Here is a 10833-nt window from a genome sequence, read left to right as displayed (position 1 = left end):
ATGAAGCATGACCTGCGTGCGGTGGTGGACGCGATCGGCTATCTGACCCGCTAGGCATCGAGTGGCGGGCGTTGCCGGTCGACTTCCCGCCCTGGGAAGCGGTGTGTGCGTTCTTCGAACGGTGGAGCGAACGGGGCCTGCCGCAGCGTCTGGTCGACCGGTTGCGGGGACGCATCCGGATCGCGTGTGGCCGGGCCGAGTTGCCTACCGCAGCGGTCATCGACGCCCAGACCGTGCGCGGTACCGACACCGTGGCAGCCGACGGCGCCGGCTATGACGCGGGGAAGAAGACCAAGGGCCGTAGAGAAACATTGCCACTGACTGCCTCGGACTCCTGTTAATGGTGACCGTCACCTCCGGCGGCATGCAAGACCGCGACAGCGCCCACCGGCTGCTGGCACTGCTGCGCGAACACTTCTCCACCATCACCCTGGTCTGGGCCGACGGCGGCTACGCCGGACGCCTCCTCACGTGGGCCAAAGCCGTGCTGTGCCTGACACTCACCGTTGTCAAACGCACCGACGACATCAAGGGCTTCGTGGTACTGCCCCGCAGATGGGTCGTCGAGAGGACGTTCGGCTGGCTGACCCGCCATCGACGCCTCGTCCGGGACTACGAACGCCTACCAGAACACCACGAAGCCATGGTGTGGTGGGCCACCGTCACGATCACGACCCGCCGCCTAACCCGAGAACTCTCCGGCGACCCACCACCAGCACGCTGGGGCCAGCCCAGACAACCCAGCCCAAACACGGCATGACCATCTACCAACAGGCTCTAAGCGGCGTGAACATTCCGTATGGGGCACGGCGTAACCCGGAGCTTCGGCGCGGCGCGATACGTCGGCAGGCCGCCGAGGCCTGTGAGGTGCCAGAACTCTCGTCTGGGGGCGCGGCGAGATGGAAAGCCTGCAGCGCCGTGCCTTCGCGCCCGGCGAGGATCGCAACGGCAACACCAACCCGGACAACTTCCGGCACTGGCTACAGCATCCGTGCGTCCGCGTTCGGCGAGGATCGCAACCACAGCGCGCGCTGTGGTTGGTTTCCGGCCTTGGTGTCAACGGCGTGCGAATTTTGGATCTGGCCCACTTTTGGTGATCGGGCGGTCCTTAACCGTTTGATCCCGAGCGTCGCGGAAATGCCGCAGGCCTGGCGGCATCGTTGATGGCTGCTTGTCGGCATCTGAAGACGCCACTCGCGGCATGAGCGGATATTCGCTCATGCTGCTGGTCGTGTGCCTTTAGGGTGGTGCCGGTATGGCGGCGGCCCGAGATCTCCCGGACGTTGTGGTCGCTCGCCGCCGAACGGAGGTTGTTGTGCACAAGCTGGTGGTCCTGTATCCCGAGCCTGCCGATCCCGACCACTTCCGCGACTACTACGTGAGCAACCACCTCCCGCTGGTCACGCGCATGCCCGGCGTGCTCGCGTGGCGCTACAGCTTCGAGGTGGCAGCGACGCAGGGACAGACGCCGTACTTCGCGGTCTTCGAGGCCGAGTTCGTTGACGCTGCGGCGATGACCGCTGCGAGGGCGTCTCCGCAGGGCCAGGCGGTGGCTGCCGATGTCGCCAACTACGCCACCGGTGGTGCGGTCGTCATCCACTATCCGGTGCAGAGCGGCACCGGCTGAGCCAAGCCTCGATGCACCGCCCTATCCGCGGTGAGCCATGTTCGCCACATCCTCGCAGAATCGGTCCCCGCACTCTCCTCGGCATGAGCATGTGTTGCGGCGTGGTCTCTTCACCGTGTGGGCGGATTGAAACCGTGCGGCCAAATCGGTGGCGATGGTGTCTACGGACAAACGAATTCGCACCGCGACTGGCGTTCGAAACCCTTCTCCGGGCAGGTTCACCGCTGCGGGGACGTTGTCGCTGTGCGGTCCGTCCCCGCAGGCGTCAGCGAGCTCAGCTCGCGTACGGAGCCTTGGCGGCCTTGGCCGCGGTCAGGAACGCGCCCTTGTTCTTGGGCCAGAACAGGCTGTCCACACACGAGTACTGCGGGAAGAACCCGCCGCAGCTGCCGCTGCCGGAACCGATCTCGAACGTGTAGCTCGCGATGCCCAGGTTGCCGTAGGTGAAGTCATCGGTGGTGCCGGTGGTGTCGCCTTCCGCCACGACCGTGTATCCGTTGAAGGCCGCCATCTTTCGTCCGAGCGCGGCCAGTTGCTGTGCGTTCGGGTTGGAGTCCCAGGTCCAGCCCCACGGAGGCATGATCAGGTTGCCGTAGCTGTGCACGGTGATCATCACGCCCTTGGTCGTCACTGGTGCCGGGTCGGTGTCACCAGGACCACGCTGGTCGGGGAACAACTGCTTGAACCACGCCTCGATCGCCTTGGTCTCCGGCTCCGAACCGGATGCCGTTCCCTGGTAGGTCTCGCCGCATCGACTGGTGCCGGCGCCGCCCCACTTGAACGTGGAGTTGCGGTTCAGGTCCACGCCCGCGTTCGGCGCGGAGCACGAGGCGCTGGTGTTGTTGGCGTTCTTGCGTTGCATCAACGGCGAGTTGCCGCCGGACGCGACGATGTCCACGCCATCGGGATTGACGATGGGCACCACCCACAGCTCGGTCGTGTCCAGAATGGACGTTACCTCCGCGTCCGTGCCGTATCCCTTGGTGACGTGGTCGATCCAGCGCCACGCCAGCTCGCCGGTGGCCAGCTCCCGAGCGTGGATCTGCGCCATCATGGCGAACCTGGGTTTGGTGGAGTTCGGCTTCAGCGAGCAGTCACCGGTCTGCTTCTTGGTGATGCAGATGGCTTTGATTTCGTGACCACCTTGGCCGCGTGACTTGCGCCAGCTGTCGCCGATGTCGAATACCTGAGTCAGTGCGGGAAACGCCGCTGCCACGTCGGTCAGATGCTTCTCGTGCTCGGCCGCCGTGTGGTATCCGCCGTAGAAGGTCAGGGCACTGGCCGTCGCCGCCGGTCCGGCCGGTACCGGCTTGTAGACCGTGTCGAACTTCTGCGGCCGGTAGCCGAGTACGTGCAGCCGGTCAGCCACGCGCTGGTCGCCGACCACTTGCAGGGTGCCGTCGACGCCATGCTCGACGTCGAATCCGGCCGCCTGGAGCGTGAGTTCGTCAGCTCCCTGAACCTGCCAGTAGAACGGTCGTTCGTCCGGTTGCGCGGCAGCCGACTCGTTCGTCCCGAACAGGACCAACGCCACCACGGCAAGACATACCCGTGCTTTCATCGATACCTCCAGGGCAGCCAGCGGCCGGGACAGGGGGACGGTGGCCGCCGCGCCGAGCGCGAGTATGGGGCTACGCGAGAGTGCGAAAACACCTACGAACGGTGGTCAACTGATTTCGGAACGTAACGATTCGCGTTGAATCCGCAGAAGCAGGCAGACTCAGAAGTCGACTTGCTTTTCAGTACGCCGCCAGGGACACGCTTACCGCGCAGTTCAACGGCGCCGTGGATCGGGCAGGGACGCGCCGGCACCGCTGCCTCGCGCGCCGTCGACACGGGTTACCTCGGCAGGTAGCAGAACAGCTGGGCTTGCCTCAGGTCCACCGCGGCTAGTCTCACCCAGACCGTCTCGGTGGAGTCATCCGCGAGTACCACCATCCCGCTTAACCTGCGTGGATGCAGGTTTTCGGCACGCACAACGCTCGCGAGCATGCGATCGAACGTGGGAGCTCCCGCCACGACGCCGGGGCCAGCTGACGACGAGGCAGGGCGTGTGGAGGCCGCGGTCAGCGAGGCGTTGCTGCTCGCGGCCCGAGGCTTCTCACGCTGACCCGGCTCGTCGCTCCCGGCTACTCGTCCTGGTCGTCCTCAGCTCTCTTGTCCCAGTACCTGCCCTGTGCCAGCAGGGATCCGGCGTGGTCGCGGAGGACCTGAGCGGTGTACGGCCAGCTGCTCTCGACTTGGTCCGCCCAGGCCGCGTACTGCGCCGCTTCTTCCCGCTCCCGCCGTCCGCCTTCGTACAGGCTCCTGGTCGAGAAGCCGTTGTTGTTGGCGAGTCCTATGCCGAACCCATCGCGCAGGTCATAGGCGTCCTCCAGCTCGAGAATGTCCCGGACGGCTTCGGCTGGCCAGGCCCCGTCCTCTCCTTTCGGCCCTGCGGAGATCAACGATCCGATGGACCTGTCGCCGCTGCTCAGAAGATCGGCTTCAGCGAGTGCCTCGCGAGCCTGCCGGACCCAACCGAGCAGACGTTCACCGTCGATCAGGTCTCCGGTCTGCCCCGGGACACAACGCAGTCCTTCACCGGTCATGAAGAATGCCATCGCCCTGGGGTTGAGCTTCCCGGTCGGCAGATAACGGAACTGATGCAGCTCGACGAACGCGCGAGGGTCAGCGGCGATCAGCTCGAGCAGCGCACTCGGTCGCCGGTCGTGGAACAGCCCGGAAAAGGAGATCTCCCACTTCGCGACTGCGGGCAGATCATGTCCGCCGACGTGGAGGTAGGTGAGGAGCTTGCCCACCTCGTAGTCAATTCGGGAGTTGACCCGACGCGGGAGCTTCAACAGGCTGTCGAAGGCGGCCTCGATGAGATCAGTCGAAGGCCGCCAGGCCCCGCTGTTTTCGTGCAACGCCAACGCCAACGCGTCGATGACCGCTTCCGGTCGGTCACGGCCGAGGATCTCAGCTAGGTACTCCTCGGCCCTCTCCTCGGGGAACGGGAATGCGGGAGTCGACAACCAGAACCGGTCGCGCGTTTCCGCGCCTTCGGCGGCGATCTGCTCCATCGCCGACTCCACCGGAAGCGCGAGCAGGAAGGCGGTCCTGGCTGCCGGATCCGCCGGCACCGCAGCAGCCGCCTCAGCGACCCAGTCGTGCCCGCCGTCTCGCGCCCTGCAGCGGATCCACCCGCTTGTGAACGGGTCTCCGAGGACGGCGAACACCTCGTCCCGCACCGCGTCTCCCTCGACTTGTGCGAGCGTCCAGCCGACCAGATCTCCTCGCTGGCTTACCGCCGCGAGGCGCGCGAGGCCATCGATGCCGTGCCGCGCCAGCTCCTCGGTGACGACCTCACGTCGCAGCTCTTCGACCGCGGTGCGGTGGCGCTCGTGGTCTGTCGGGTCGATGCCGGGCAGGTCCGGATGCCAGCCGAACAACCATGCGTGCCTGGTCGAGTCCGCTTCCGATTCGATCCGGTCCAAGAAAGACGACAATCGATCAGTGTGCCCAGGGGAGAGGTGTCGTGGCCCGTCCTCGGTCGCCAGCTCGTGACGTACGAGCTCATTTCCTTCCTTCCACAGCTCGCGTGCCCCGTCGACACCGAGGGCCTCGGTGTCGACCGCTTCGAGAGCGGTGAGGAGCCGATCACGGCAGACCGGCGGAAGCCAGGTGATGCGCGGCAGGAACTCCGCCCAGCGCCGCGGCGCCGCGAGCAGGTCGGCCATCGCAGCGCTGAACACGTCGTCCCGGTAGGCCTCCACCATCTCGGACGACGTCTGCTCGCCGCCGATCCAGTCGATCCGCACCTTCGGCCGAGCCGGGTACATCAGAAAATGGTTCGGCTCGGTCAGGTCCATCAGCAACTGCCATCCCACTGCGGCATGACGCGCCCGCACTTGGTTGATGAGAGCCGGTCGGCGGTCCAGTGGAATGGGGCTCACCGGCCGGTGGGTGAGCGCGTCCACCAGCGACTGGGCCGGCCGGTTGCTCAGCCTCCCTCCGGGATCGACTTCAGCGAGACGTGCCATTAGCAGCACCGCGCGCGTGCTGTGCTCTGGGGACCACGTCAGCGTCTCCAGTGCCCACAGCAGACCTGTGTGCGCGGAGTGCCGGAACAGGGTTCGTTCCCCAGCGTCCTCGAACACCGCTCGCAGCACAGGACTGTCGCCGCGAAGTGCTCTGTCCACAGCTTCGACGAACACCTGCGGACAGGCTTCCGCGAGCAGGGGAAGGACGTCGTTGAGGGAACGCCAGAGCAGACCGGTGCGGTCGTCGTTGGCCTTGCGCAGCAGTTGCACGACAACTCGTGCCGCGTGGTTCTGGGCTTCGTCTCCGGCCACCTTCGCCGTCCCGGCGTCGCCGAGGCGGGCCAGACCGTGGGCGAGACCCTCGCGAAGGTCGCTAGACCAGTTCCGGGCGATGCCCTTGATGCCAGCCGACATCACCTCCGGATCGGGGAGCGAGAGCACCGGGTCGACCTCGCTCAGGACTTCGATGGCCGTGTCGCAGAACCTGCTCATGTCCGTGGCGCTCACCAGAGACATCAGCTGACTCCACCCGTCGTACGGGTCTGCGAGCTGCCATCGTGAGCCACTGCGGTGGACCAGTGGGTCTCCGGAGGCCGCGGAGGACGTCACGAACCGGTCGACCTCGGCGTAGTCGTGCCCGGCAATGCGCGCGATCGCGGCGTGATCGGCCTCGCTGGTCGCGGACCACCTGCTGACCAGAACCAACGGTGCCGCGATCGCAGAGGCGGGCGCCTGCGTCCACGCCGGACGTGGCTCGTTCGGGTGCAGCCTGCGGGTCACCGCGCGAAGGCTGCGCCGGACGAGACCCGCGTATTCGTCTGCCCTGTGTAGAGGCAGGCCTTGGGCCAGGAAGGCGTCACGTGCCTGCTCCCGGGGAACCCGTGGCAGCACAAGGCCCTCGGCGCGGCCCTCGAACCCGTCGCGGGCGATGATCACGTGCCTGGTGTTCTGCGTCTGCCGGACCGGAACGCTGTCGCTCACCACCACGGCGGGGAACGATGGGGGAATCCGCAGGGCGTGCCCCCACCCCGCCTCCGAGGACAGCAACATCGCTCGGTGGTGTGGGTCGTGGCGTTCCAGGACGGCCGCCGCGAACGCCGCCACCTCGTCCACGGTCTGGCCTTGGACTACCAGGTTGCCGGGCGGTCCGGCCAGCCAGGACTGCAGCTGTTCGGACGCGGTCTCCCGTCCGTGTAGCACGAGGTCTGGCGGCATCTCGGGTCCGGCGAACACGGAACGCTCGCGGGTCCACGTCGCCAGATCCTTGATCCCCTCCCGCACACCGATCGCGAGCTCGGGAACCGAGTCGATCAAGCGGTCGACCAGTCCGGGGAGCATGTGCGGGTCGCGGTAAGTCAGCCGGATGTACTGGTGGTTGGCCAGTTCGGCGAGATCCTCGGGCAGCTCGTGTGCTCTGTGCATCCGCCCGCCGTGCCCCAGAACGGGGATCACGGGCTTGCCCGCGGACAGCGCCGTCGCAACCTCCCTGCGGACGACGTCGTCCGGCTCGAACAACCGCGGTCCGAACTCGGTCAGCCACTTGTCGCCGATCACCACGATCATCGCGGAGCAGTTCTCGACCGCGCCCCACATGATCGGTTCGTAGTCGTGCCCGAGGCTGATGGACCTGCTCGAGCGGAACACCCCATTCTTGCCGAAGATCGTGTTGAGCTCGGCGTCCAGCCAGGCCGCCTTGTCCTCACCGTCGCCGACGCGAAAGCTGATGAACAACATGTGGCCAGGGTGCTCCGGTTCTCCGTTGAGCACCACCGGTTTCCCGTCTCCTCTCGCGGTAGTCTCCGGGAGACGCGGCTTTGTCCACAAAGGATGATGACGCCCGCTCTCCACCGATCTGTTCAGAGGGCCTGGCGGGCGATGGCCGAGGAAGCGGCTCTGGGGTTGCCGTGGGTTCGGTGCAGGCGGGCGGCGGTGGCGAGGGCTTCGGCGGAGTGGAGGGTTAGTTGTCGCCGCGTCCGAGCGGGCCTGTGAGGCCGCAGGCCGGGCATGTCGGGTCTTGACGTGACACGACGAGGTCGCGTTCGCGGCTTCTCGGGCGGTGGAGCGAGGTCGCGGTGTCGGTGCTGTCCTCGTGTAGCGCGGTGACCGCGAGCATGAAGTGGTTGACGGCCTCGGCGACCGCCAGTGAGTTGAGAGCGATCACGCTGGGGGCGGGCACCTCGTCGATGTAGCGGGCGAGTCGGCGTTCCTCGGCGTTGTGCATGTCGATGGCCAGGTTGGTCGAGCTGATGAGGCCGTCGCACCACAGGCAGGTCTTGCCTGGGACGAGCAGGCGCGTGACTGCGTGGATCTGGCCGATAGTGCCGTTGGCGCTCACCGGGATCTTGACGCCGGCCTGCGTGGCGGGGATGAGGTGGCGGTGAACGGCCTCGTTGACCCAGTGTCGTGCGGAGTCGGTGTCGGCGGCGAGGAAGATCCAGTCGCAACCGGCGAGTGCTCGCCGCGCTTCCGGGTGCTCGACGCGCTGTGGGATCACGTCGATCGTGATGCCTGGGTTCGCCCGGCGGGCGTTGCGCTCCGCCAACTCGGTCTTGAGCTTTCCGACATCGGACGGTTCGGCGCCGACGAGGCGGGCGAGATTGCTCTTCTCGGTCCTGTCATCCTCGATGAGGACCAGGTGCCCAACACCCAGACGGGCCAGGAACTCGACGATCATGCTGCCGACGCCGCCGAGGCCGACGACGGCGACCCGGAGTCGCCGGAGGGTCTGCTGCCCCTGACCGCCGAAGAGGCGCGCTTGCCGGTCGTGACCGGGGTCCGAGGTCACGACCGGGGCGAGATGCGGACGTAGCCGGACGACGTTGTTGCCCGGGATGACGACCTCGGCCAGGTCGACCCGGTCACCGCTCGGCAGCCAGAGGTCCCCGGCGGCCGCCTGCGGGGTGAGGACGACGGCGCCGACGATCTGGCCGGTGATCTGCTGCAGGGCGGGGTAGCCGCGTTCGTGGCTGGCGAGGTCGACTCGGGAGAAGCCGACGCTGGTGGTTCCGAAGTGGTTATGCACCGCGAGGTAGGCGAGTTTCTCGTCGGCGGCGCGTACCGCAGCGTCGCGGACGAACTCGGGCGACAACGCCCGGTACCCATATGTGCCGGGAACGTAGTCACGGCCGTCCCGCGCGATGAGCAGCTCCCGGCCGAGGAGGCGGGGTCCGCGGGGCCCGTCGGCGAGGCCGGCGAGGATCACCGCGCCGTGCTCGCCGCCGTCGGTGAACAGGTGCTGCGCGAGCTGGGCCCAGAGGTGTGGGGGGAGCGTCAGGCTCCAGCCGTCGGCTGGCGGGTTTACCTGGTGGTGAACCATTCGATGACCCTCTTCGTCTTGAGGACGGCGTTGTCGAAGCCGTTTCGGCGGTTCGACTTGCGCGACAGCTGCAGAGCGGGGCGGTTGCGCCACTCGACGGTCTGGATGCCTTCGCCGTGCGCCCAGTCGTCGGTGCGGACGACCCGGCCGCAGTAGAAGGGGTAGATGTCGCTGTGCGGGCACGCGGCGTCGATCAGGAAGCCGAGCCACGTGGTCCGCGGCGAGTACCTGGCTCCGAAGTCCACGTTGTCGATGACGACGATCGCGCCGCCGGCGCCGTCCGCGGTGACCTCGACCGAGTGGCCGGCGAAGTGTTCGCGGATGGCGGCGACGGCCTCGGTGACCGCCGGGGTCATGGCCGTCACGAGTTGTCGTCGGGCGCGACGGCGATGAACTCCTGCCCCTTGTGGACAGCGATCGTGTCGTCGTCGCCGACGACCTCGTAGCGGTTGCCCCGCTTCACGGAGAGCTGGAAGTCGACTTCGACCGCGGCCCCCTGGTTCTTGGCCGCCTGCTTGATCTCGAGACCGGTCATCCGGTGCTCGGTGAGCGTCACCGCGTGCCTGTTGACGGTGACCTGGATCCTGACCGGGTGCTCGTGAGTTCCGCGGTCTGTGTGCTCGGTGGCGATGGACATCGTGTCCTCCAATTGGTCGTGGTGATGGCCGGGCTGCTCCAAACGAGTGTCCCGACTTGCTCTCAGTGTTCGACATGTCGAACACTGAAGTCGAACGATACCACAAGTGCTCGACTTGTCGAGCAGTGGTAGAAATACGACACGGACCAGTGAGGGGTGTGCATGGCACGGATGACGGTCGACGTGGCTCGATTGCACGCAGCGTTGGACGCCGCGAGAGAGAGCAAGGACATGTCCTGGCGGCAGCTGGCCAAGGAGCTCGGGGTGAGCCCATCGACGATGTCGCGGCTGGCGAACGAGGACGCGAAGCCCGACGTGAACGCGTTCGCCGCGATGGTGACGTGGCTCGGAGTGCCCGCCGAGAAGTTCATGGTGGACGAGGACGACCTGTCCGCCAGGACCGGCGAGGAGCCGCCGCTGCTCGCCGAGCTGGCGCCGCTGCTGCGGGCGCGAAGTGACCTCCAGCAGGAAGACGTGGAGTACCTCGAGGACCTCATCAGCTCCGCTGTGCGGAGGTTCGCCACGGAACGGGCGAGGACGAAGGGCTGACGCATGAACTGCCGCTGGACCCAGGCGAAGATGCGGGAGGTGGCCGACGAGGAGCGGGCTGAACTCGGCCTGACCTTGGACCAGCCGCTAGATCCGTACCGGTTGGCGGAGGCGCACGGGATCCCCGTCTACTCGATGAACGAGCTGCTGGACTGCGAGCGCGCCGTTCGTCACTTCGCCACGACGCGGACGTCCGCCTGGTCTGCTGCCCTGGTGCCGGTCGGGCAGCGACGGCTGATCATCGAGAACACCTCTCACGCGCCTGTCCGGCGGCGGTCCAGCATCGCCCATGAACTCGGCCACTTCTTGCTCGAGCACCCCTTCGACGAGGTCCTGTTGACCGAGAAGGGGTGCCGCCAGTTCAACCAGGACAAGGAAAAGCAGGCGACCTTCGTGTCCGGCGAACTGCTCGTGCCATGGAAGGGTGCCCTTCAGGCCGCCTTCGACGACATGACCAACGCGCAGGTGGCGCAGATGTACGGGGTTAGCGAGCAGTTCGCGCAGATGCGGATGTCCGGAGCGCGCGTGGCTGCCCGCAACATGCGCGCCAAGCGGGGCGTCAGGTAGGTCGGCAACAACCGGTCGGCTGCTGTGCGTCCAAGTCGTCGGCGGACTCGTCAACGTGCAGCGATGACTTTTCGAGCGGCACAGGATCGAAAGTGACGCTTCAGCTGCGGCT

11 protein-coding genes are annotated in these 10833 nt (G+C 66.8%); 6 read left to right on the top strand and 5 right to left on the bottom strand.

Features of this window, described 5'->3' with window-relative positions; genetic code table 11:
- Positions 1-71 precede the first annotated feature (71 nt).
- From B0F77_RS47335 to B0F77_RS34015, 4 genes are all read left to right on the top strand, one after another.
- Positions 72-341 carry a hypothetical protein gene (locus tag B0F77_RS47335; RefSeq protein ID WP_143467031.1) on the top strand — a complete coding sequence of 90 codons (270 nt, stop codon included), beginning with the start codon at positions 72-74 and terminating at the stop codon, positions 339-341.
- A complete protein-coding gene (locus tag B0F77_RS47330) occupies positions 341-760 on the top strand; it encodes a transposase (protein ID WP_158102894.1) in 420 nt (139 codons plus the stop codon). The genes B0F77_RS47335 and B0F77_RS47330 overlap by 1 nt, the downstream gene beginning before the upstream one ends.
- Positions 761-899: 139 nt before the next feature.
- A complete protein-coding gene (locus B0F77_RS47325) occupies positions 900-1097 on the top strand; it encodes a hypothetical protein (protein WP_143467029.1) in 198 nt (65 codons plus the stop codon).
- A 218-nt stretch (positions 1098-1315) separates the two neighbouring features.
- On the top strand, positions 1316-1627 hold the full coding sequence (locus tag B0F77_RS34015) for an EthD family reductase (protein ID WP_086667127.1): 312 nt from the start codon (positions 1316-1318) through the stop codon (positions 1625-1627).
- Between the two features lie 274 nt (positions 1628-1901).
- On the opposite strand, the gene B0F77_RS34010 is transcribed toward B0F77_RS34015, so the two are convergent.
- The 5 genes from B0F77_RS34010 to B0F77_RS33990 all read right to left on the bottom strand — a co-directional run bounded on the left by B0F77_RS34010 (position 1902) and on the right by B0F77_RS33990 (position 9605).
- The gene (locus B0F77_RS34010; protein WP_086667126.1) at positions 1902-3188 is read right to left on the bottom strand and encodes a M14 family zinc carboxypeptidase; all 1287 of its coding nucleotides are present in this window, start codon (positions 3186-3188) and stop codon (positions 1902-1904) included.
- A gap of 568 nt (positions 3189-3756) precedes the next feature.
- Entirely contained in the window at positions 3757-7386 is a 3630-nt protein-coding gene (locus B0F77_RS34005) for a toll/interleukin-1 receptor domain-containing protein (RefSeq protein WP_143467028.1), read from the bottom strand.
- 223 nt (positions 7387-7609) lie between these two features.
- A complete protein-coding gene (locus B0F77_RS34000; protein WP_086667124.1) occupies positions 7610-8968 on the bottom strand; it encodes a ThiF family adenylyltransferase in 1359 nt (452 codons plus the stop codon).
- Positions 8950-9324, bottom strand: a complete 375-nt coding sequence (locus tag B0F77_RS33995; RefSeq protein ID WP_245848994.1) for a hypothetical protein — start codon at positions 9322-9324, stop codon at positions 8950-8952. Before B0F77_RS33995 ends, B0F77_RS34000 begins: the two co-directional genes overlap by 19 nt.
- 5 nt (positions 9325-9329) lie before the next feature.
- A complete protein-coding gene (locus B0F77_RS33990; RefSeq protein WP_086667136.1) occupies positions 9330-9605 on the bottom strand; it encodes a multiubiquitin domain-containing protein in 276 nt (91 codons plus the stop codon).
- A gap of 162 nt (positions 9606-9767) precedes the next feature.
- On the opposite strand from B0F77_RS33990, the gene B0F77_RS33985 reads away from it, so the two are divergent.
- Positions 9768-10154 (top strand): helix-turn-helix domain-containing protein, encoded by a 387-nt coding sequence (locus B0F77_RS33985; RefSeq protein WP_086667122.1) that lies wholly within the window; start codon positions 9768-9770, stop codon positions 10152-10154.
- Between the two features lie 30 nt (positions 10155-10184).
- Complete coding sequence (locus B0F77_RS33980) at positions 10185-10721, top strand: ImmA/IrrE family metallo-endopeptidase (RefSeq protein WP_245848993.1); 537 nt, start codon at positions 10185-10187, stop codon at positions 10719-10721.
- Positions 10722-10833 lie beyond the last annotated feature (112 nt).

The organism is Lentzea kentuckyensis (assembly GCF_002150765.1).
Lineage (GTDB): Bacteria > Actinomycetota > Actinomycetes > Mycobacteriales > Pseudonocardiaceae > Lentzea > Lentzea kentuckyensis.
The sequence above is the reverse complement of the archived record's forward strand: the minus strand, read 5'-3'. Positions and strand labels throughout refer to the sequence as shown.

Bases quoted from the DNA above. Each gene is read 5' to 3' on its own strand.
- B0F77_RS47330 (WP_158102894.1), top strand. From the start codon at position 341: ATGGTGACCGTCACCTCCGGCGGCATGCAAGACCGCGACAGCGCCCAC.
- B0F77_RS47325 (WP_143467029.1), top strand. From the start codon at position 900: ATGGAAAGCCTGCAGCGCCGTGCCTTCGCGCCCGGCGAGGATCGCAAC.
- B0F77_RS34010 (WP_086667126.1), bottom strand. From the start codon at position 3,188: ATGAAAGCACGGGTATGTCTTGCCGTGGTGGCGTTGGTCCTGTTCGGG.
- B0F77_RS34005 (WP_143467028.1), bottom strand. From the start codon at position 7,386: ATGTTGTTCATCAGCTTTCGCGTCGGCGACGGTGAGGACAAGGCGGCC.
- B0F77_RS34000 (WP_086667124.1), bottom strand. From the start codon at position 8,968: ATGGTTCACCACCAGGTAAACCCGCCAGCCGACGGCTGGAGCCTGACG.
- B0F77_RS33995 (WP_245848994.1), bottom strand. From the start codon at position 9,324: ATGACCCCGGCGGTCACCGAGGCCGTCGCCGCCATCCGCGAACACTTC.
- B0F77_RS33990 (WP_086667136.1), bottom strand. From the start codon at position 9,605: ATGTCCATCGCCACCGAGCACACAGACCGCGGAACTCACGAGCACCCG.
- B0F77_RS33985 (WP_086667122.1), top strand. From the start codon at position 9,768: ATGGCACGGATGACGGTCGACGTGGCTCGATTGCACGCAGCGTTGGAC.
- B0F77_RS33980 (WP_245848993.1), top strand. From the start codon at position 10,185: ATGCGGGAGGTGGCCGACGAGGAGCGGGCTGAACTCGGCCTGACCTTG.